16 protein-coding genes, 1 tRNA gene and 1 pseudogene are annotated in these 22,900 nt (G+C 45.0%); 16 read left to right on the forward strand and 2 right to left on the reverse strand.

The features are described from left to right. A tRNA-Tyr gene (locus tag T411_RS0116720) sits at nucleotides 1-85 on the reverse strand. A 285-nt stretch (nucleotides 86-370) separates the two neighbouring features. On the opposite strand from T411_RS0116720, the gene vexG reads away from it, so the two are divergent. The 15 genes and pseudogenes from vexG (at nucleotide 371) to T411_RS0116800 (ending at nucleotide 18,250) form a co-directional block, all read left to right on the forward strand. After that, entirely contained in the window at nucleotides 371-1,429 is a 1,059-nt protein-coding gene (gene vexG / locus T411_RS0116725; protein WP_001039257.1) for a vibriobactin export RND transporter periplasmic adaptor subunit VexG, read from the forward strand. Beyond that, nucleotides 1,429-4,539 (forward strand): vibriobactin export RND transporter permease subunit VexH, encoded by a 3,111-nt coding sequence (gene vexH, locus T411_RS0116730; RefSeq protein WP_000266717.1) that lies wholly within the window; start codon nucleotides 1,429-1,431, stop codon nucleotides 4,537-4,539. Before vexG ends, vexH begins: the two co-directional genes overlap by 1 nt. 426 nt (nucleotides 4,540-4,965) lie before the next feature. Beyond that, nucleotides 4,966-5,466 carry an exopolysaccharide regulatory protein-tyrosine phosphatase VpsU gene (gene vpsU, locus T411_RS0116735; protein ID WP_001880745.1) on the forward strand — a complete coding sequence of 167 codons (501 nt, stop codon included), beginning with the start codon at nucleotides 4,966-4,968 and terminating at the stop codon, nucleotides 5,464-5,466. Nucleotides 5,467-5,778: 312 nt separating this feature from the next. Continuing rightward, nucleotides 5,779-6,897, forward strand: coding sequence for a UDP-N-acetylglucosamine 2-epimerase (non-hydrolyzing) VpsA (gene vpsA, locus T411_RS0116740; protein WP_000756756.1), 1,119 nt, complete (start codon nucleotides 5,779-5,781; stop codon nucleotides 6,895-6,897). A gap of 19 nt (nucleotides 6,898-6,916) precedes the next feature. Beyond that, nucleotides 6,917-8,158, forward strand: a complete 1,242-nt coding sequence (gene vpsB, locus T411_RS0116745) for a UDP-N-acetyl-D-mannosamine dehydrogenase VpsB (RefSeq protein ID WP_000482531.1) — start codon at nucleotides 6,917-6,919, stop codon at nucleotides 8,156-8,158. Continuing rightward, the gene (gene vpsC, locus T411_RS0116750; protein ID WP_000098186.1) at nucleotides 8,155-8,709 is read left to right on the forward strand and encodes an exopolysaccharide biosynthesis acetyltransferase VpsC; all 555 of its coding nucleotides are present in this window, start codon (nucleotides 8,155-8,157) and stop codon (nucleotides 8,707-8,709) included. Before vpsB ends, vpsC begins: the two co-directional genes overlap by 4 nt. After that, nucleotides 8,706-9,854, forward strand: a complete 1,149-nt coding sequence (gene vpsD, locus T411_RS0116755) for an exopolysaccharide biosynthesis glycosyltransferase VpsD (protein WP_000034986.1) — start codon at nucleotides 8,706-8,708, stop codon at nucleotides 9,852-9,854. Before vpsC ends, vpsD begins: the two co-directional genes overlap by 4 nt. After that, a pseudogene (gene vpsE / locus T411_RS0116765) lies at nucleotides 9,851-11,256 on the forward strand (exopolysaccharide biosynthesis flippase VpsE). Before vpsD ends, vpsE begins: the two are co-directional and overlap by 4 nt. After that, a complete protein-coding gene (vpsF, locus tag T411_RS0116770) occupies nucleotides 11,253-12,473 on the forward strand; it encodes an exopolysaccharide biosynthesis protein VpsF (protein ID WP_000004104.1) in 1,221 nt (406 codons plus the stop codon). Before vpsE ends, vpsF begins: the two are co-directional and overlap by 4 nt. 10 nt (nucleotides 12,474-12,483) lie before the next feature. Beyond that, nucleotides 12,484-12,915 (forward strand): exopolysaccharide biosynthesis acetyltransferase VpsG, encoded by a 432-nt coding sequence (vpsG, locus tag T411_RS0116775; protein WP_000266826.1) that lies wholly within the window; start codon nucleotides 12,484-12,486, stop codon nucleotides 12,913-12,915. Next, nucleotides 12,915-14,255, forward strand: a complete 1,341-nt coding sequence (gene vpsH / locus T411_RS0116780) for an exopolysaccharide biosynthesis protein VpsH (RefSeq protein WP_000495305.1) — start codon at nucleotides 12,915-12,917, stop codon at nucleotides 14,253-14,255. Before vpsG ends, vpsH begins: the two co-directional genes overlap by 1 nt. Further along, nucleotides 14,252-15,328 (forward strand): exopolysaccharide biosynthesis glycosyltransferase VpsI, encoded by a 1,077-nt coding sequence (gene vpsI / locus T411_RS0116785; RefSeq protein ID WP_001909517.1) that lies wholly within the window; start codon nucleotides 14,252-14,254, stop codon nucleotides 15,326-15,328. The genes vpsH and vpsI overlap by 4 nt, the downstream gene beginning before the upstream one ends. Then, complete coding sequence (gene vpsj / locus T411_RS0116790) at nucleotides 15,325-16,497, forward strand: exopolysaccharide biosynthesis protein VpsJ (RefSeq protein ID WP_000843487.1); 1,173 nt, start codon at nucleotides 15,325-15,327, stop codon at nucleotides 16,495-16,497. Before vpsI ends, vpsj begins: the two co-directional genes overlap by 4 nt. Continuing rightward, nucleotides 16,487-17,239: an exopolysaccharide biosynthesis glycosyltransferase VpsK gene (gene vpsK / locus T411_RS0116795; RefSeq protein ID WP_001245629.1), complete on the forward strand. Its 753-nt coding sequence runs from the start codon at nucleotides 16,487-16,489 to the stop codon at nucleotides 17,237-17,239. The genes vpsj and vpsK overlap by 11 nt, the downstream gene beginning before the upstream one ends. Before the next feature lie 219 nt (nucleotides 17,240-17,458). Further along, entirely contained in the window at nucleotides 17,459-18,250 is a 792-nt protein-coding gene (locus T411_RS0116800; protein ID WP_001042216.1) for an RbmA family biofilm matrix protein, read from the forward strand. 205 nt (nucleotides 18,251-18,455) lie between these two features. On the opposite strand, the gene T411_RS0116805 is transcribed toward T411_RS0116800, so the two are convergent. Next, nucleotides 18,456-19,682 (reverse strand): right-handed parallel beta-helix repeat-containing protein, encoded by a 1,227-nt coding sequence (locus tag T411_RS0116805; RefSeq protein WP_000928231.1) that lies wholly within the window; start codon nucleotides 19,680-19,682, stop codon nucleotides 18,456-18,458. Nucleotides 19,683-19,945: 263 nt separating this feature from the next. Between T411_RS0116805 and T411_RS0116810 the strand changes: the two genes are divergently transcribed. Continuing rightward, nucleotides 19,946-22,819 carry a beta-prism lectin domain-containing protein gene (locus T411_RS0116810; protein ID WP_000200581.1) on the forward strand — a complete coding sequence of 958 codons (2,874 nt, stop codon included), beginning with the start codon at nucleotides 19,946-19,948 and terminating at the stop codon, nucleotides 22,817-22,819. The last annotated feature ends 81 nt before the right edge of the window (nucleotides 22,820-22,900 follow it).

Below are 22,900 nucleotides of genomic sequence, written 5' to 3' on the forward strand. Positions count from 1 at the left end.
TGGTGGAGGGGGACGGATTCGAACCATCGAAGGCGGAGTCGGCAGATTTACAGTCTGCTCCCTTTGGCCACTCGGGAACCCCTCCAGGGTGTTTTCTTTTCATTTTCTGAAAAGCTTAAGTGATGTTTTCCCAACACATCGCTCAAGTGCGGAGCGCATCTTATCAAACTCGCTCTCTCTGTAAACTGTTTTTTTAGCAAATTGAATCGAATGATGGCTTTTTGGGCAAAGACGCAAATAATTGACCATTTTAGCTGCTTAAGTCACAGCGAACCTTACACTTTTACTGGCAATCTTTACGTTCCTTGACGTTTCAGTTGCGTATAACTCGCTACAATATAAACGGATTTTTTAGACACTAAGCCAAATCATGAACAAAAACACTGTACTTTCATTGACCTTACTGACCCTGCTAATGAACAGCGCTGTGCTATCGGCCAAAGAGCCGAACCAGCCGCCCGCGATTTCTGTTGTGACAGAGTCGGTTCAATCTCAGCAAATTTCTCAATCTCTTTCTGTTGTGGGTAAGCTTAAAGCCGAGCAATCGGTCGACATTGCCGCTGAAGTGGCGGGTAAAGTGGACATGATTGCGGTGCAAGCCAATCAGCAAGTTAAAAAAGGTCAGATTCTGATCAAATTGGATGATGACAAAGCTCAAGCGGCCTTGGTGGAAGCTAAAGCTTATTTACAAGATGAGCAGCGTAAACTGACGGAATACGAGCGCTTGCTAAAACGTAATGCGATTACGCCCACGGAAATTGATGCACAGCGCGCCCGAGTGGAGATTGGTCAAGCGAGATTGAATGCCGCTCAGGCCAATTTGGCCGATTTACACATTACTGCTCCTTTTGATGGCACGGTTGGGTTTATCGATTTTAGCCGCGGTAAGTGGGTGAGTGCGGGCTCTGAATTACTGACGCTGGATAATCTTTCCTTGATGCGGCTCGACCTGCAAATTCCAGAACGTTATCTGCCACAGTTAAGCAAGGGCATGAAGGTGCAAGGCAGTAGCGAAGCGTGGCCAAACGTGCAGTTTGAAGGTTCGGTGGTGGCTGTGGATTCGCGTATCAATCAAGAAACCTTAAATTTACGAGTGCGCGTGCATTTCCCCAATCCAGATCAGCGCCTCAAGCCGGGCATGTTGATGTCGGCACGCATCCATTTCCCCGCTATTAGTGCGCCGATTATTCCTGTGCAGGCCCTTGAGTACTCCGGCACCAAACGTTTTGTTTACGTGATTGGTGAAGACAATGTAGCCAAACGACGTGAAGTGAGCCTGGGCGCTCGGGTTGAAAATCAGGTCGTGATTGAGAAAGGCTTACAGATTGGCGAGAAAATTGTCGTTCAAGGCATAGTCAATATGCGTGACAACGCGCGTGTTAGCGAAGTCACCGTAGAAGGGCGTCCGCTGAAGAAGGATGACAAATAATGTGGTTGTCAGATGTATCGGTAAAGCGCCCTGTCGCAGCGTTAGTACTGAGTATGTTGCTGTGCGTGTTTGGTGTGGTCTCTTTCACTAAACTTGCAGTACGTGAAATGCCGGATATTGAAAGCCCTGTGGTATCGGTTTCCACCCGTTATCAAGGCGCTTCGGCCACCATTATTGAAAGTCAGATCACCAGCGTGCTAGAGGATCAATTAGCGGGCATCAGTGGGATTGATGAGATTACCTCAGTTAGCCGCAACGGAATGTCTCGTATCACGGTGACCTTCGAGCTTGGTTATGATCTCAATACCGGTGTGAGTGACATTCGTGATGCGGTGGCTCGGGCGCAGCGTTCACTGCCTGAAGAAGCGGACGATCCGCAGGTGTTCAAGAATAATGGCTCTGGTCAGGCGTCGGTCTATATCAATCTCAGCTCCTCAGAAATGGATCGCACTCAGTTGACCGATTACATCGAGCGGGTGTTGCTCGATCGGTTTAGCTTGATCTCCGGTGTGAGTTCGGTGGATGTCTCTGGCGGCCTCTATAAAGTGATGTATGTACGCATCAAGCCAGAACTGATGGCGGGGCGCGGCGTTGCGACCAGCGATATTTCTGATGCACTCAACAAAGAGAACCTCGAAAGTCCCGGAGGTCAGGTTCGCAACGATTCGACCGTGATGTCGGTGCGTACCGCGCGCGGTTATCAATCTGCTGAAGATTTTGAGTATCTGGTGGTGAAACGTGCCAGTGATGGTACCCCCATCTACCTCAAAGATGTCGCGGATGTGTTTATTGGGGCGGAAAACGAAAACTCGACCTTTAAAAGTGATGGCATCGTCAACGTGAGCATGGGGATTGTGCCGCAATCCGACGCGAACCCGCTGGAAGTGGCGAAGCGCGTGCATGAAGAAGTGGATAAGGTTCAGCAGTTTTTACCCAAGGGTACCCGTTTAGCCATTGACTATGACTCAACGGTGTTTATTGAGCGCTCAATAAGCGAGGTGTATAGCACACTCTTTATCACGGGTGGCTTAGTGATTTTGGTGTTGTACATTTTTATCGGCCAGTTGCGAGCCACCTTAATTCCTGCGGTAACGGTTCCGGTTTCGCTGATCTCGGCCTTTATGGCTGCGTACTACTTCGGATTTTCTATTAACCTCATCACCTTAATGGCGCTGATCTTATCGATTGGTCTGGTGGTCGATGATGCCATCGTGGTCGTTGAAAATATTTTTCACCACATTGAACGGGGCGAAAAACCTCTTTTAGCCGCCTACAAAGGTACACGAGAAGTTGGCTTTGCCGTGATAGCCACGACTTTGGTACTGGTGATGGTGTTTCTGCCGATCTCGTTTATGGACGGGATGGTCGGACTCCTGTTTACTGAATTCTCCGTACTACTGGCGATGGCAGTGATTTTCTCTTCTCTGATCGCGTTAACGCTGACGCCAGTGCTTGGCAGTAAGCTTTTAAAAGCCAATGTAAAACCGGGACGCTTTAATCAGTTGATTGATAGGCTGTTCGCACGACTGGAATCGGGCTATCGCCAAGTGGTAAGCCGAGCCATTCGTTGGCGTTGGGCGGCGCCGGTTGTGATTGCGGCTTGTATTGGTGGTAGTTATGGTTTGATGCAACTGGTGCCAGCTCAGCTAACCCCTTCCGAAGATCGCGGTGTGATTTTCTCTTTTGTGCGTGGTGCTGATGCCACCAGTTATAACCGCATGGCGGCTAATATGGATTTGGTTGAGCAGCGGTTGATGCCCTTATTGGGTCAAGGCTTTTTGAAATCGTTTAGTATTCAATCACCTGCTTTTGGTGGTAACGCCGGTGACCAAACCGGTTTCGTGATCATGATCCTTGAGGATTGGAATGATCGCACCGTTACTGCTCAGGAAGCATTAAGCCAAGTACGTAAAGCCTTAGCGGGCATTCCTGATGTGCGGGTATTCCCATTCATGCCCGGTTTTCGTGGGGGCTCTAATGAGCCTGTACAGTTTGTGCTTGGTGGCTCGGATTATAGCGAGCTCAAAACGTGGGCTGAGAAGTTAGAAGAGGAAGCGGAGAAGTCACCGTTTATGACGGGGGCTGATATCGATTACTCAGAAAAAACGCCAGAGTTGGTGGTGACGATTGATAAGCAGCGCGCGGCGGAATTAGGAATCAGCGTAAAATCGATCTCCGATACACTAGAGGTGATGCTGGGTGGCAAAAAAGTGACGACCTTCGTTGAGCGTGGTGAAGAGTATGATGTGTATCTGCGTGGGGATGAAAACAGCTTCAACAATGCGGCGGATTTAAGCCAAATCTATATGCGAACCGCAACCGGTGAACTGGTGACACTGGATACGGTGACGCGTATTGATGAAGTGGCGTCAGCGATTCGTTTGGCGCACTACAATAAACAGAAATCCGTTACCATTACCGCAAACCTAGAAGCTGGGTACACGTTAGGGCAAGCGCTCGATTTTCTTGACCAAAAAGCGCAAGAGATACTGCCAAATGATATCTCCGTTAGCTACTCGGGGGAGTCGAAAGATTTCAAAGAGAACCAATCAAGCGTAGCCATTGTGTTTGCTCTGGCGCTGCTGGTTGCTTATTTGGTGCTGGCTGCTCAGTTTGAAAGCTTTATCAACCCGCTGGTGGTAATGCTGACGGTACCTATGGGAGTATTTGGCGGTTTCCTTGGGCTGTTTGTTATGGGACAAGGGATGAACATTTACAGCCAGATTAGCATGATCATGCTGATTGGTATGGTCACCAAAAATGGCATTTTGATTGTCGAATTTGCTAACCAACTGCGTGATCGCGGTGTTGAGTTTGAAAAGGCGATCATTGATGCATCGGCGCGCCGTTTGCGTCCAATCCTGATGACGGCTTTTACGACACTGGCTGGCTCTATTCCTTTGATCGTCTCAACAGGTGCAGGCTATGAGAGCCGAATTGCGGTCGGTACGGTGATTTTCTTTGGGATGGGGTTTGCAACCTTAGTGACCTTGTTGGTGATTCCTGCCATGTATCGCTTGATTTCCGGTTCAACCCAAGCCCCCGGTCATGTTGAAGCAGAGCTCAACCATGAGCTGCAACAAGATGTGAAAGGCCGCGCTCAACACTAAAATTGGTTATCCCATCGCTTTGTACGGTGGGAAGATTTATATCTGCTGCAATGGATGGATATTGTTGTATTAGCAATATCCATCCATTTTTTGTTTTCCTATCCTTATCCTATTGATGCAGCCGTGTTATTTACGTTGATGATTATGCACTCGATGACCACCTAGCTGCAACTTTAAGTCTTTTGGGCATTTAACGAAGATGTCAACCTTCATTTATTAGTAAATATGCCCTGTCGTATTATTGATTCAAATCGATGGCTTTTAATACTAATACAATAAATAAAACTACTTTCATTTTACTGCTTTAGTTCTAATTAATATCCAGCTCAATTATGAGACAGACATTATTGGTAAGCTTGGGATACTCTGATAATGAGTAGATTGCGTATTACTTTAACAATATTAAATCATGTGCGTAGTTAGGGTATGAAGGTTAAAGGTTTATCAGTATTAGTCGTGTGTACAGGTAATTTGTGTCGTTCGCCAATGGCAGAGATTATTTTACGCGATAAGATTCGGCAAAAACGCTTGAATATCCAAGTGCGTAGTGCTGGCACGCTAAAGACAGGAAAAACAATGCCTGATGATAAAGCGTTACAAGCGTTACAGGATTATGGGTATCACCCTATGGTCAACCCAGTCCAGCAAGTGACTCAACAAGACTTTATCGAGCATGATTTTATCTATGCAATGGATAGGACCAATCTTGCTGATTTACTCGATATTTGTCCTGCTGAGCATAAAAACAAGCTGGCTCTTTTTCTTAGCAAGGCGAATCGACAAGAAAAAGAAGTACCCGATCCTTATCGGCGTAGTAGTGAATTTTTCCAACGTACAGCTTTGTTGATTGAATCTGGAGCGGTGGCTTTGGTTGATTCTTGGCAAGAGCAGGGGATAAATGCGTGCAACGAAAATTTATCTCAATAACTTAGTCGCTTTTGGGTGTGTCTAAAAGATAAGTTGGAATGAAAATAAACTAAAGTTTATATCGCGCTTAAACTATATGTTTATTTTTCTGTTCCTTTAAGAAGGCCATAAATTTTCAAGTAAATAAGATTGTTTATAACGACGAATTTAAATAATAAGCTGACATACATGGGTAATCTCCCTCGTTGAGATTTAATACAACAACACGAAATAATTCAGTGTTCGCTTATGTATATGTTCCTCATTTAAGGAGCAGTGGGACTTTATTGCTTGAATTTTGTGAAATTTCTTTTTTAAAGAGGATGTGGGGAAGTGAAAAAAGTTCTCATCGTATTTGGTACGCGCCCAGAGGCAATCAAAATGGCACCTCTGGTGCAGCAACTCTGTCAAGACAATCGTTTTGTCGCCAAGGTATGTGTAACGGGCCAACACCGTGAGATGTTAGATCAGGTATTAGAGCTGTTTTCGATTACGCCTGATTTTGATCTCAACATCATGGAGCCTGGGCAAACACTCAATGGCGTGACCAGCAAAATTTTGCTCGGTATGCAGCAAGTGTTGAGTAGTGAACAGCCAGATGTGGTTTTAGTGCATGGTGATACCGCTACCACGTTTGCTGCCTCTTTAGCCGCGTATTATCAACAAATTCCGGTAGGTCATGTTGAAGCGGGTTTGAGAACGGGCAATATCTATTCCCCTTGGCCTGAAGAGGGCAACCGCAAACTCACGGCCGCACTCACGCAGTACCACTTTGCACCTACAGATACTTCGCGTGCCAATCTGCTGCAAGAAAACTACAACGCAGAGAATATTTTCGTCACTGGTAATACGGTGATTGATGCGTTGTTGGCTGTGCGTGAAAAGATCCATACCGATATGGATCTGCAAGCCACTCTAGAGAGTCAGTTTCCAATGCTTGATGCGAGCAAAAAGCTGATTCTGGTAACAGGACACCGCCGTGAAAGTTTTGGTGGTGGCTTTGAGCGTATTTGCCAAGCGCTGATCACTACCGCAGAGCAGCATCCCGAATGCCAAATTTTGTATCCCGTGCATCTCAATCCGAATGTGCGTGAACCGGTCAATAAGCTCCTAAAAGGTGTCAGCAATATTGTCTTGATTGAACCGCAGCAGTATTTGCCTTTCGTTTACTTGATGGATCGCGCACACATTATTTTGACTGACTCTGGCGGCATTCAAGAAGAGGCGCCCTCGCTGGGTAAGCCAGTGCTGGTGATGCGTGAAACGACTGAGCGCCCTGAAGCGGTGGCTGCGGGCACGGTGAAATTAGTCGGTACCAACCAACAACAAATTTGTGATGCGTTAAGCTTACTACTGACTGACCCACAGGCTTATCAAGCCATGAGTCAGGCACACAACCCTTATGGGGATGGTAAAGCCTGTCAACGTATTGCGGACATTTTAGCGAAATAGACTCATCAGGGGATGACAGATGTTTAATAAAGTTTCAGTGATTGGCCTAGGTTATATTGGTCTGCCAACAGCAGCCGTTTTGGCCTCTCGTGGTTTGGATGTGGTCGGTGTTGATGTCAACGCCCATGCAGTGGATACCATCAACAAAGGCGAGATTCACATTGTGGAGCCGGATCTTGATATCGTGGTACGCAGTGCTGTCATGACCGGGAAACTCAAAGCGACATTAACAGCTGAGCCTGCCGATGCGTTTTTGGTGGCCGTTCCTACACCTTTTAAAGGGGATAACCACGAACCTGATCTTAGCTACATTGAAGCGGCGGCAAAAACCATCGCTCCCGTTCTTGCTAAAGGGAACTTGGTGGTTCTAGAGAGTACTTCCCCAGTAGGCACAACCGAAAAATTGGCGCAATGGCTTGCAGAAGCGCGTCCGGATCTGACGTTTCCTCAGCAAAAAGGCATCGCTGCGGATGTGAAGATTGCGTACTGCCCAGAGCGTGTGTTGCCGGGTTATGTCCTACAAGAGCTTGTGAGTAATGACCGCGTGATTGGTGGCGTGAGTAAGGCTTGTAGCGAAAAGGCTGTTGCCCTGTACAAAACCTTTGTAAAAGGTGAGTGCATTGTCACCAATGCGCGTACGGCGGAAATGGCTAAATTAACCGAAAACTCATTCCGTGATGTCAACATTGCCTTTGCCAATGAACTCTCTTTGGTGTGCAACAAATTGAAAATCAATGTATGGGAATTGATCCGCTTAGCCAACCGCCATCCTCGTGTGAGTATTCTTAACCCAGGTCCTGGTGTCGGTGGCCACTGTATTGCGGTTGATCCGTGGTTTATCGTTAATAGTTGTCCAGATGAAGCGCAATTGATCCGTACTGCACGTGAAGTCAATGATGGCAAACCTCATTGGGTTGTGGATCAAGTTAAACAAGCGGCTGACCAATTCAAAAAGCCAATCATTGCTTGCCTAGGCTTAGCGTTTAAAGCGGATATTGATGATCTGCGTGAAAGTCCAGCCTTGGATATCACTAAACATCTGGCTGAAAGCAAAGTGGGTCAGTTGTTGGCGGTTGAACCAAATATTACTGAACTACCTAGCAAACTTGCGAAGCAAGGTATCGAGTTGGTTTCTCTAGAGCGCGCGCTTGAGCTCGCCAATATCGTTGTCGTGCTGGTCGATCACAAAGAATTTAAAGCGGCGGATAAAACCGAGTTTGCTAAGAAAGTGGTGATTGATACTCGCGGAGTGGTGGCATGAGTTCACCTTGGGAGCTGATTAAAGCTGATCTTTATCGGCATACTGGGCAGGTAAGTATTGGGTTAGTCGTAAAGCACCTACTACTCAATGCGGGTTTCGCCTACATGTTCTGGTTTCGGTTATGTCGTAGTAAGAATGTGTTGATCCGCACTGTAGCTCGTCTTATGCATCGCATTCTGTCAGTGCGTTATCAGATCCAACTCCCAAAAGAGACTCAAGTCGGCCCGGGGTTATACCTCGGGCATGCCACTGGGGTCATTGTTAATAGTACCGCTAAGATTGGTGCCAATTGTAATTTGAGTCCCTTTACTGTGATTGGCTCAAATCAAGGACAAGCCGCAACGGTAGGGGACTGTGTATATATTGGTCCGCATGTCTCGATCGTTGAAGATATCACGATTGGCGATGGTTCTATCATTGGTGCGGGGAGCGTCGTCATTCGTGATGTTCCCCCAAACTCGGTAGTCGTGGGTAACCCCGGACGCGTACTAACAAGACCAAGCCATAAAACCTATATTCGCCACCCCGCGCCATTGGAAAGTAAGTCATGAGTAAAATATTGCTTATCATGCCACTCTCTACGCTCAATTGGGGGGAGAAAAATCTTGGTGGTGTGGATTCAGTATGCCAAATGTTGGTACGTCAACTCGCTCAGCAAGAGCGTCCATACCATTACCGAGTGTTAGCGTTTGATCCGCTCAACAATCACTCTTATTCAGGCGAGATTATCCAGTTGTCAAAACATCTGGAAGTGGTGATTTGTCCGTTGCGGGAAAAGCGATTTGGGCTGCCTTTGCCTAGCTTATTATCCAATTGGCTCCGCATCCAAGAGCAACTGAAAGACTATCAGCCAGATTTGGTTCACTCTCATCTCAACAGTTGGATGATGGGACTTGGGCAGAAAACTCGTAATGTGTTGACCTTGCATTCTTATCGCAAGATTGGGCGTAAGCCAGTTTCAAAACTCAATGATTTTGTTTATGAACAAATCATTCCATGGGTAAGTCATTTTTCCGTCGATTTTTATACTTGTGTTGGCGAAGAGTTGCGTCAAGCGTTATCTCTGGAGACGAATAAGTCAATTCAAGTGATTGGCAATCCAGTCGATCCTGACTATTTCTCTGCCAACTCTGCGAACCAGAATCTGCCCCAGAATGAAGTCAATTTAGTCACTTGTGCATTGATTACTCGACGCAAGCGTATTGATCGAGCCATTGTATTACTGCGTGAGCTAAAACAGCGAGGGCAAGCGGCTACTTTACGTATTATCGGACTCAATATGGATTCTGCTTATTACGCGCAATTGCAGCAATTGATCAAAGAGTATGAGCTTGAACAAGATGTCATTTTTCTTGGCAAACTTAATCAGCGTGAAATTGTACAACAGTACCAACAAGCGAATATTGGAATATTTACGTCACAACAAGAAACGTTCGGCTTAGCGCCATTGGAAATGATGGCGGCGGGCTTGCCATTAATTAGTACTCCTGTCGGGATTTTAGGTGAACGGCAAGCAACGTTTGACCAGTTAGGGGTGGTTTTTATGCAAGAAGGGCAGGAAGCGATGATTGCTGAGCGAATCAGTCAGATAAAAATAACGGATACTCAAGCGATTCAAACCTATTTGCGCGATCAATTCGCAGTAGAAAATGTGATTGAACATTACCAGAATCTATATCGAGAGGTACTGAGTTGATTGCTAGTCTACTCAAATATGCTCCTGTTCAGGTCTTTTCCGCTCTGAGTGTCTTTGCTCTGATCGCTGTACAAACTCGCTTTCTCTCTCCGGAACATTATGGTGTGTTGGCGGTAGCGATGGTGGTGCTCGAACTCGTGCGTGCTTTTAGTGCTCAGTGGCTCAACACGTCGATGTTACGTCTTTACCCTGGGTATTCAGATAGGGAGCAAGTCCAACTCGTTCAAAGCATTTCACTGCTGGTCATCATCGGATCTTTGCTTGGCTTTATTGTTATTGCCGCGACTTTATTTATCAGCAATTGAATTGGGAACGATTATTGGTACTGAGTGCTTTATTGTCGGTTAAATCGATATTTCAATACCAGTTAGAATTAAGTCGCTTAAATGAGCGATTGAGCGTTTATCGTCAAGCGACCGTATTGCAGTCAATTTCAGCGGTAGTGCTCTCCATCCTTTCGCTCTCTTGGGCGGCGACTATTGAGTCTGCGTTATTTGCTTTAACCTTGAGCTTTGGCATTGGGGCTTTGTGTCTGGGTTTACCTCAGCGGCCTAAATGGCATATTGCAATGTTAAAGCGTTTGCTTGCTTATGGTATTCCGATCATGTTGGCTGGGGGAATTGGTGTACTGGGTGGACGAATCGATCGTTTATTTATCGCTCATTTTGTTGGGATGAATGAAACCGGTGTTTATGCTGCGCAAGCTAACTTATTGATGGGGGTTTTGGGGCTCGTTTTTATGGTGATTTCTATGCCTCTCTACCCTAACTTAGCCAAACATGCGGAAGATAAAATCGCTCTTGTGAGTCAGCATAAAACCTATCTGCATTTACTGGTTACCCTTACTTTTCCAGCTTTACTTGGTCTTGGCATATTACAAGATGAGATCATTAGGCTCTTTTTGGGTGAGCAATATCTGAGTCGTTCTAGCGAACTATTCTGGGTGTTAGCGATCGCTGTTTATCTGATTAATTTTAAAGGTCATTACCTTGATCATGGTTTACAGTTTCTATTACAGACTCGCAAGCTGCTATGGGTTTCTCTCTCGGGCTTAATCGCGAGCATTTTCCTACTACCTTTGATGCTCAATCAATTTGGCATGTTCGGCGCGGCTATCACCTTGCTTATAGTGAGTGGCTTAGTCGCAATACTCTCTTTTATTAGCTCATGGCGATCGGGGTATCGTTATGCTATCGGCATGGATGGCATCAAAGTGATCATTTCGGCACTGCTGATGGGTGGCTACTTATACCTAGTGAAACAGTGGCCATTGGCGATCCATTCGTTATTCGCTCTAGCCTTTTATGTCACTACCTCATTGTTGTTTTATGGTATCTGTTTGTGGTGCTTGAATGCTTTTAATGCACGTCAGCGTTTATTCTCAATCTGGAGGCCTAATTGAGCGAACGTAATCTCAATCGATGGATGATTCTGATTATCCTCAGTGCGTTTCTGTTGGGGGCTTTTTTACTCGAAAATATGGGTATTCAGTACGTTTCAGAAGGCGGAAGCCCCATACTCAAAATTCATGTCTATTCCTATTTGACTATGGGGATTTTTGCCCTGTTGATATTATGGGTAGGACTTTTCAATCTTATTAAGCCTTTGAATGAGCTTAAAAAGGCATGGTGGCTGGCCATGGTATCGATGCTGGCCGTTATTTTATACGGCTTTATGCGATTCGGTACGTCGGGACTCGCTTATCTTATCGATACGATTTTTATCCCTTTGGTTTTGGTTCCTATTGTATACGGGTTATCCGATACAGCTAAAAATCGATTACTTGCTCTACTCGGCTATCTTCTATTTCTTAATGCTTGTATTGCTATTATTGAGCTTATATTGGCGCAGAGTATTGTGGCGGTAGAGATTGGAAGTTTTTCAACTTTCCGTTCGACCGCCTTTTTGGCGCATCCACTGAACAATGCGCTCATTACGGCGTCATTAACGCCGATTGTGATGCGTTATACACGAATTCCGGTGGCTTTGTATGTCTCTGTTATCGTGCTAGCCCTGTTTGCTTTTGGAGGGCGAGCTGCGTTGGGGATTTTCCTATTGGGGAATTTTCTGATGCTGTTGCCTAAATTACGTGACTTTTTAGGCCAAGGCATTCGTTACCATAAGTTGAAATTCGCTTATCTGCAGGCCTTAGTCTATTTCTCTGTAATTGCCGTTATTTTGACCCTGGTGTTAAGTCCTATAGGTGAGCGAATACTGTCTAAATTGTATCTCGACAAAAGCGCCGAAGCGCGATTCGATGTTTTTATTTTGCTTGAACAGCTTTCACCTTCGGAGTGGGTATTTGGAGCCTCTCATGGATTACTGAGTGATATTGCCTTTTATATCGGGATCAATGTCGTGGAAAATTATTTAATTGGCTGGGTTCTTAACTTTGGCTTACTAGGGGCGATCGGCTTATTACTGGCAACTTACACTGTTCCAGTGCGCTTGATTTACCGACAAGAACTTCCTGCTCAAGTTGCTTTACTCAGTTTTATGTTGATATCACTGACTAACAATGCGCTAACGGTGAAGACTCCTGCACTCGTGTTATTCGTTGTCGCTTTAGTTTGTCGTTATCGTTCATCTGATCGTTCGTTGGCGAGCAAGAGTCATTAGGAGATAAGAAATGTGGTTGTACCGTGTTGGCCATTTCTTCCATAAGCGCCGCATACCTCTATTACCTCAGGTCTGTAATGGTTTGATTCGTTTGGTTCATAATTGTGCCGTCTATAGTCAGTCTGAAATTGGTAAAGGGACTGTCTTTGGCTATGGAGGGATTGCAGTTGTAATTCATAAGCGCTGTGTAATCGGTAAAGAGTGTGTGATTGGGAGTAATGTGACTATTGGTGGCCGTTCTCGTTCACACAATGTTCCAGTGATCGGTAATTATGTCTATATCGCCACTGGGGCAAAAGTACTGGGTGATATTCGAGTCGGTGATGGAGCCGTGATTGGTGCGAATGCTGTGGTACTTGAAGATGTCCCGCCTTACAGCGTTGTAGTCGGAATGCCCGCCAAAGTGATCAAAACAAATATTAATCCCAAGGACTTTTACTGATGTTTACCAGTTCACTTTATGTTAAAGCACCAATCTGGCTGCAAAATGTCATGCTTTCTGTGCGGGCGCTGTCACGCCAAATGGTCAGAGAAAATGGTGAGATGCGTGCGGTGTTGCAAGAGATCCAAGCTAACGAGTTTTCACGTACTCATTTAGCGGATTATCAACACAAGCAGCTAAAAAAAACCTTGGAGAATGCTCGTAACCATGTGCCGTTTTATCAGGATTTAGAGGTGCCTAATCTTGAGCTTGAGGCCTTCCCTTATCTGGATAAATCCGTATTACGCCGTGATCACAAACAGTTTATCTCACAAAATAAACCGTCAGTGGTGGTGAAAGGGGCGACCAGTGGCACAACGGGTACACCTCTGACTATTTTGCAAGATAGGCATTCGGTTATTCGTGAACAAGCCTTTGTCGCAAGACAGTTGGCTTGGGCGGGATATCGTAAAGGGGATAAACGAGCGTGGATCCGTGGCGATATGGTGGTGCCATTAAGTCAAAAGCAAGGACCATTCTGGCGCTACTCTTGGTTTGAGCAGATGATAGTGTTGTCCTCTTTCCATCTGACACCGAAAACGATGTCGAGTTACCTGCAAGCCATGGTCGATTTTGGGGTTGAAGTGATTCAGGCATACCCTTCTTCGATTGCTACGTTAGCCCGCTATTTAGAAGCCAACCAAAGTTATTATCCGGCGAAGCTCAAATCGATTATGACTTCATCAGAATCGTTGTCAGCAGAAGATAGACAGGTGATTGAGACACGCTTTGGCTGCAAAGTTTTTGACTGGTATGGCCTATTTGAGCGAGTGGCTGCGATAGGGCAGTGTGAGCATGGTCGCTACCATTTGCTCTCCGACTATTCACATGTGGAATTGTTAGCCGCAGGCGACGGGCGTTACGAGTTGGTCGGCACTAACTTTAATAATCAATATTTCCCTTTGATCCGCTATAAGACCGGTGATCATGTGCATTTATCTGAAAACGAGGCTTGTCCTTGTGGTCGAGTCTTTCCTGTGATCGAGCGTATTGAGGGAAGGATTGGTGATTATCTCGTCGGTGAAGATGGTCAAAAAGTGCATATTCTTAACCATATACCCAAAGGTATCGCTGGGATTATGGCATGCCAATTTGTGCAGAGTGAACGAGGGCAGATTGTGGTGAAAGTGGTGGCTGATGCAGAGCAATTTAATCAAGAGCAGCAAAAACAGTTAATCAGCAATACTCAAGCTCGCTTAGGAAGCTCGCTCAATGTCACGATAGACATAGTGTCAGCACTTGAGCGCACTGCAAACGGTAAGATTCGCCAAGCGATTTGTACCATCAAGGATGTACAGTGAGAAAAAACATTAATCTAATGATCGCCACAGATCTGAAAGGACAAGGTGGTGTGGCAACAGTGGTCTCAACCTACGCTGATTGTGGTTTTCTAGAAGAAAACCACATCAAGTTGATTGCCTCACACTCAAGTTTGGACCACGGGCAGAAATGGCGAATGACATTGCGCTTTATGCTTGCACTCTGCCAATTGTTGTACTGCTTTATGCGTTACCGAGTCGGCATAGTACATATTCACATGTCATCAAGGGGAAGCTATCGACGTAAGTCTGTGATTATTCGTCTAGTTAAGCTTTTGAAAGGAAAGGTTATTCTGCACTTACATGGCGCCGAGTTTCGTGATTTCTATCGAGATGAGTGCAATATGGTTCAGCAAAGGCATATTCGACACACTTTTGCTTTGGCGGATCATGTGCTGGTTCTTTCAACTCAATGGCTCGCATGGCTACAAGAGGTCATAGGTAGAACACAAGGCGTTTCTGTTCTGTATAACGCCGTACCCAGTTTGGCTTTAGATCGCCACCTTGCTCAACCTGGCCGTATTGCCTTCCTTGGTCGTTTGGGGACGCGCAAAGGAGTCGGTGATTTGATTCAAGCCTTTGCGTTAGTTAAGCAGCGCTGCCCAGAAGCACAGCTGTATCTTGCTGGCGATGGTGAGATTGAAACCTATCAAGCGATGGCTGAGCAGCTTGGCTTGAACGGGTCCGTTCACTGTTTAGGCTGGATAGCTGGCGAAGCTAAGCTCAAATTATTGACCCAAACTGATATTTACTGCTTACCCAGTTATAACGAAGGTTTTCCTATGGGCGTTATAGAAGCTATGTCGGCAGGGATTCCCGTCGTCGCAAGTCGAGCGGGCGGAATTCCTGATGCGATCAGTGATGGTGAGCAAGGTCGTTTAATTGAGGCCGGTGATGTGGTTGCTTTAGCGCAAGCACTCGGAGATCTGATTGAACAGCGTGCCGAAAATCAACGTATTGCGACCGCGGCGAAGCAAAAGTTTGCTGAAAACTTCTCTTTGCAAGCGGTGATCCCGCGTCTACAAACACTTTACGATGAGCTTTTAAAATCATGAAATCAACGACTGTAGCTGACATTAGCCAATGCTTATTGAATAAAGCTCGTACAGAACAATTCGCAGGATACGATCCTTTTGATGGGCTCAATTCAAGCTGGTTCAAGCGCTTACCGATAAGCAAAGATTCGACTCTTGGTTTAGCGTGGATCCAGTTGTTCAAACGCTCACCGATTAATCTTCGCCCATGGCTAGGTGTGCCCAAAGCGCGAAACCCTAAAGGCGTGGCCCTGTTTATCCTCGGATTAATCGAAGAGTATCAAGTGACAAAAGATCCCGCTTTGCTCACAGAAGCGGAGCAACTGGCGCAGTGGCTAGTGACTCAGCGTTGTGATGAGCAAATCTGGCATGGTGCCTGTTGGGGATATCATTTTGATTGGAAAGCGCGAGCATTCTTTGTTCCTAAGGGGAAGCCGAATGTGATCACGACAGTCTATGTCAGTCGTGCCTTACACCAATTGGGGCAACTGACGGGGCGAGCTGACTGGGTCGACTTGGCGCTGCGCAGTGGTGATTTTATTGCTGGCCATTTATTGACTCAAAATGAGAGCGGGGAATTTTTTGCGTATATCCCCGGTGAAACGGCATTTGTACACAACGCCAGTTTGTGGGCGGCTGCATGGCTGGCTGTGGTTGGCCGCGAAACGTCTTGCCCTGATTACACCGAGTTGGCATTACGCATTGCGCGTAACAGCGCTCAAGCTCAAGCTGCCGATGGCAGTTGGGCCTATGGCACTCGTCATCATCATGGATTTATTGACGGATTTCATACGGGCTACAACTTAGAAGCGCTACATCTTATACGAACGACTTTAGCGACAAACGAATTTGATGAGGCGATTGCACGCGGTTTTCATTTTTACAAGCAGCATCTATTTGAAGCCGATGGAACGGCGAAGTATTACCACAACAATCCTTATCCACTGGATCCGCACTCAGTATCACAGGCCATTATTACCTTACTCAGTGTTGGTGGTGAGGAGAGTGATGTTGTTTTGGTTAAACGAGTCATTCAGCGTGCTATTCAAACGCTATACATGCCTGAGCGGGATCAGTTTGTCTATCAACGTAACAAACGTTGGGTTAACCGAATTCACTACGCGCGCTGGACACAGGCGTGGATGTACCTTTCATTTCGTTTTTATTTAAGAATTACCAATGAGGAATAACCGATTGAAACGCATTAATTTTCTGGGTAGCCCGATGGATGTGGCTTCGATGAGTGAAACGGTTGCGCTGATCCGCGATCGCATTTTGCGCCAAGAGTTTACCCAGCACGTGGTGGTCAATGTCGCTAAGTTGGTCAATATGCGTAAGGATCCTGAATTGGCTCAGTCCGTGACCGAGTGTGACATTATCAATATCGATGGTATGGGGGTGGTTTGGGGGGCACGCTTTTTAGGTCACCAGGTTCCCGAACGAGTGGCGGGCGTTGACTTATTTCTTGAGCTCAATGCAATGGCCGCACAAGAACAAATGCCCGTATTCTACCTCGGTGCAAAGCCGGAGATTGTTGAAAAAACGGCAGCAGTGATGCAGGCAAAGCACCCACAATTAGTGATCGCTGGTTATCACCACGGTTATTTTTGGGATGATGAGCAAGCGATAGTTGAAAAAATCCGTCAGTCAGGTGCAAAACTTCTGTTTGTGGCGATCACATCCCCGAAAAAAGAGAACTTTATCAACCGCTGGCAAGAGCAGTTAGGGGTGTTATTTGTGATGGGGGTTGGCGGGACATTTGATGTTGTCGCTGGTCATGTTTCTCGGGCTCCCTTATGGATGCAAAAAGCCGGATTGGAATGGCTATATCGTGTGTTACAAGAACCCGGAAGAATGTGGAAGCGTTATTTAATTACTAATAGCCGCTATGCTTGGTTATTGCTCAATGAAAAAATAAAACCAAAGAATTAACCTTTGGGTGAAAAAATAAACTTTGGTTTATTTTTGCTTTCTGGTTTTTATTCGTTGAATCAAGTTTTTTTAATATTATTAATGCTTAGCCAATGCAATTGTCTTAGATTTGATAAAGGTAGATCCTTTAATAAAAAGCGGATGTATTTTCTATAGTTATGAATTAGCCTTAGCGCCAGTTGTAAAAACAAATGGTTGTCTAACTTTAAAGGATCTATCATGAACAAACGTCATTATTATCTGGCCTCATGCTTGGCATTGTTATTTTCAACGGCTTCTTATGCGGAAGTGGATTGTGAGTTACAGCCAGTGATTGAAGCAAATCTTTCATTAAATCAAAACCAGTTGGCAAGTAACGGTGGATACATCTCTAGTCAGCTAGGGATCCGTAATGAAAGCTGTGAAACAGTGAAGTTCAAATACTGGCTATCGATTAAAGGTCCAGAAGGTATCTACTTCCCAGCCAAAGCGGTAGTTGGAGTTGATACAGCGCAGCAAGAGTCTGATGCTCTTACTGATGGTCGTATGTTGAACGTTACACGTGGTTTCTGGGTTCCAGAGTATATGGCTGATGGTAAATATACTGTTTCTCTTCAAGTCGTTGCAGAAAATGGAAAAGTATTTAAAGCCAACCAAGAATTTGTGAAAGGAGTCGATTTAAATAGCCTACCTGAACTCAATGGTTTGACTATTGATATCAAAAATCAATTTGGCATTAATAGTGTGGAAAGTACCGGCGGTTTTGTTCCATTCACCGTTGATTTAAATAATGGCCGCGAGGGAGAAGCTAACGTCGAGTTCTGGATGACTGCGGTAGGTCCTGATGGTTTGATTATTCCTGTCAATGCGAGAGAGAAATGGGTTATTGCTTCAGGTGATACTTATTCAAAAGTGCGTGGTATTAATTTTGATAAAAGCTATCCAGCGGGCGAATACACAATTAATGCTCAAGTGGTAGACATTGTTTCTGGTGAGCGAGTGGAACAGTCAATGACAGTGGTAAAAAAATAAATTTACCTAGTCACTTAGTCGTATGTATAAAAAACCGCCTATGGCGGTTTTTATTTTCTTATTTAAATTATAGTGAATGATGTGATGAGGCATTTTAGGGGGGGGAGTTTACCGCTTTCCTCATTAATCATACCGATGATCTATTCTTCTTCCATTCACTCACTGTCTCTCTCTCTACCTATCAATCCAAGTCATTAGCTATATATCAATCTTTAATAAAGTGCTGTATATAATAATGGTCGCTATAAATTCTTTCATTGTTTTGAATATTGATTAACTTGCTTTTATGATCAATTGAAATGAATTTACTATAAGGCGTTAATTGATATTGATTACCAGTTATATTGACATGTTCGAAAGAAACGAGATTATCTTGGCTATTGGTTCTAATAATGGCTTTATATTGACTTTCAATTTCATTTCCAAAGTAAATATTTTCAAATGTGTTATCACTAATTTGAATGTTTTTGATGGATTGGTTGTTTGGGTCATTGATGCTAAAGCTTTGCAAACGTATACCTTGTTGGATGGCATCAAAAGTGTTACCTATAATGGAGATGTTTCCCCACTGAACATTTTGTTCCGTTCTAGAGTTTGGGTAAATGTTGATAGCGAACCCATTGATATTTAAAAATGTGTTTCCTGAGTAATAAACGTCAGAATAATAACTGACTTCATTTGAAGTACCATTAATATTTTCAAATTGATTATTAATGACCTTAGCTCCTCTAGTATCTGCGCGTGCAGATAATTTTAATTTACAAGCATTAAATTGATTGTTATCAATAATAATATCCTGTGTACCGTGCATTTCTGTTCCTGCTGTCGCTTGTGTTGTAGTGACTTGAGCGCAGTCTTCGAAGTGATTATGACTCACTTTTATTGCCATAGAGCCTGGTGGTATCGAGTGGTCCTGACTTGCCGTCGTCATGCGCAATGCGGCGTCACCAAAGCGAGCGAATTGATTTTGAACCACTAAGGTACCTTTAGTGCTGCCAAGGTAGACACCTTGCTCTCCCCACAAAGGTTTGAGGTCACCATTATTCAGTCCTTCAAAACTGAGGCCTTGTATCTTCAGATTTTGTGTGTAGGTGATATGGAGTAAGTATTCCCCATTAAATGAACGGCACTTCTTTAATTTACTGTTTATAGAACCAATAATTTCAATGTTATTCTTTTCTTTTAAATAAAGCGTTTTGCAAATTTGATATTCTCCTGTAGGGATAATTAAGGCATCACCATTGTTTAATTGATTGAGTGCATGTTGAAATGCGTTCGAATCATCCTCTCCATCATTCGCGATGGCGCCATATTCTATGACATTGTGAGAGTTAACCTCTGAAAAAATAGCTGGGCTAAACAGAACAAGTGAAATAAATATGTAACGCAAGATGCCACCCTCTTTATTGAATTGATTTAAGTATAACAGCACCTAGAAAATGCTTCTTGAAAAAGAGAAAGAGATTCATTGTATTCGGCTTATTTCTCAACTTTGAGATGTCTCATTACTGAGGCGTGAAAATAGGTGTGCTGTGTTGAAATGGCTCTTTCAGGTATTGATAATTCCGTCAGGTTGTTATTAGCAATCCGCGATACCAGTTCCTAGGTTTTAAAATAATAATTACAACGATCAACCGGATGCATATTGTTTCTGGCTTTGAATAAAATTAACACAAGGTAAAGGGAGTCTTACAAATGACGTCTCACTATATTGCACTTGCTGTCGGTCTTTTGTCGTTGAGTAGTAACGTGGTTCAAGCCACAACGAATGAAGCCGAAGGGTGTATTATCAGCCGCCTGAATGGCGAAAAATATTGTTTAAAAGTGGGAGAGCGCTCGGGCTATTCCCTCCCTAGCTGGATTTATGCTCATCCAGTAGATGTTCAGGCTCCGAGTGGTGTCTCTGTCATGCTAAGTGATTGGGATAACCTGTCTTATAACCGTTTGGCGGTGTTCGATCGTTATACTGGTAACGAAGATCTTAAGAATGTCAAAGCCTACAACGGTGCTTATTTAGATTTTTCTAAACCACGTTCAATGCGAGTACTGGCTTCTGAAACTTATCCTGAGGCTTGTATTGTGAGTCGTCAAACGGGTGAACGTTTCTGTTTAAAAGAGGGTGAGCGCTCTGGTTACTCGCTACCAGCGTACATTTATGGCCATGAGGTTGATGTTGAAGCACCTCTAGGTTTGGGGGTCATGCTGAGTGATTGGGATAACCTTTCATACAACCGTCTTGCGGTGTTTGGTGGTAACACCCAGAACGAGCAAATGCGTGCAGTCAAAGCCTACAATGGCGAAACGCTTGATTTCTCAAAGCCACGCTCAATGCGCGTTGTCCCTTATGACGGTGACAGCTCGGCACTCAATATGAAGCTTAAGTGGTCTTGGCAAGGCAGTGCTTTCCAACCTAACTCTAACCAAGTGATGGTAACGCCTATTGTCGCGCAACTGAACGATGACAATGGTGATGGCAAGATTGATGAAAAAGATGTCGCAGATTTGATCGTAGTGACGTTTGAAGGAAACAAATACGCCAATGGCGGCTTAGTGCGTGCTTTAAGTGGTGTGGATGGTTCTGAGCTATGGAGCTATGCGAATGGTGGTGTGATCGCGGATGCGCGTTATTCGCCAGCGGTAGGCGATCTGGACGGTGACGGAATCGTTGAGATTGTGACTACCAACAATCGCGATCAATTCATCACGATTTTGGATAACCAAGGCAACATTAAAAAACAGATCCCAACGACAGAAAGTGGCTGGCGTATTGTCGGTGATATCACGTTGGCGGATTTAGACCACGATGGCAGTGTAGAAATTCTGGCTGCAGATGGTGTGTATAACTACCACAGCGGATTGGTCTTTAATCATCCTTGGGCGCCGTCCTCGATCAACGTTGATGTCGATGGCGATCAGCAACAAGAAGTTTTTTCGGGTGGTACTCTGTTTCAAAATAACGGTGCGATCAATTGGCAGTATCAAGCGAACGATGCGGTTTGGTTCTCTTCGCTAGTTAACTTAGATAATGATGCTGAGCCTGAGATTGTGGCCTCTGTACCTGCCACTTTTGCGACAGGCGATAACGCACGTTTTGCTGTGCTAGAACACGATGGCACCATTAAATGGGAAATCAACAACACAGCAAACCCTGGTGGTGGTGTGCAGGCGGTATCTAACTTTTTAGGTAAAGCTCAAGCCGTTGAAACGAGTGAGTTCTCAAAAGTCTATGGTTATCAGCCTAATAACAATCCTGCTTCGATTGCTTTGGCCGTCGATGGCAAGATCTCGGTTCGTTCAGGATTTGCGATTGATGCGATTGGTGCTTCTGCTTCGACGTTAGTCGGTGGTACGGGAGGCAATCTTAATGCTGCGGTTAACGTCAAAGATATTAAGGCGATTGACCTGACTTGGGGTAAATACTATTGGGGTGGTTATCATCTATTAGCGCTCGATTTTAGAATGAGCAATGGTAGCGTGATTTCTATGGGCTCTAAAAACTATGCTTACTCCAAGCAGACCGAGCGCTTTACTGTGCCAGCAGGTAGCCGCATTAAAGGCATCAAAGCTTGGACCGCGGGTTGGTTGTTGGACGGTGTTCAATTTGAGTTAGCTACGCAAAATGGTACCAATGATCTGGATGTAAAAGGGATTGTTTACGCAGGCTATGCCGCTGTCGATATGTATAACAGCAAAGGCGAGCGTGTTTGGTCTGTGGCGAATGACGACACTGGCAGCGGTAAAATTGGTGTCTCTGCGTATGACTTTGATAACGATGGTATCGATGAAGTACTCGTGCAAGATCATGCACGCGTGCGTGTATTAGATGGCAAAACGGGCAAAGAACGTGCGTCGCTAGCGCACTCCACGGCAACACTTTGGGAATACCCTATCGTGGTCGATCTGGAAGGTGATAACAACGCAGAGTTGATCGTGGCAGCGAACGATTTCGATCGCCAATATTCGATTAACCACGGGGTTTATGTTTACCAATCAGCGGACAGTTCGAAACCTTGGAAGAATGCGACTCGTATTTGGAACCAGCATGCTTTCCATCTCACCAACATCAATCAAGATGGTACTTTGCCGACTTTTGTTGAGCCAAGTTGGTTGAGCCATAATACCTACCGTTCAAGCACATTACGCGCTGCAGTGGGTGGTGAGTCTCCAATTTTCGGTTACTCAAATACTCAACAATCGCAACGTGTCGTGACGGCGGATAACCAGATGTATCTGCGTTCAGGTTTTGCGATCGATGCCATTGGTACTACCGTCAACAACTTAGTCGGCGGGCCGGTGCAAGGCACTAACGGTGGTGTGTTAAGAGCACCGATTGCACTTGATCAATTGCAATCAGTGGAGGTCACCTCTGGCCTTTATAACTGGGGTGGTTACCACATCGTGGCGATTAAATTCACGATGAAGGATGGCTCTAGCGTGTTATTGGGCTCAACCCACTATGCGAGCAATAAGAAAGTGGAAACATACACTGTGCCGCAAGGTAAACGTATCAAGCAGATTAATGTATGGACCGGCGGTTGGTTAGTTGAAGGCTTCCAGTTTGTCTACTAACGACTCATCGCTTTACTGAACTGCGAATAAAAACACCCCGATGCTTCGGGGTGTTTTTTTATTGTCATCCCTAAACTCCGC

This window comes from Vibrio cholerae ATCC 14035 (assembly GCF_000621645.1).
Lineage (GTDB): Bacteria > Pseudomonadota > Gammaproteobacteria > Enterobacterales > Vibrionaceae > Vibrio > Vibrio cholerae.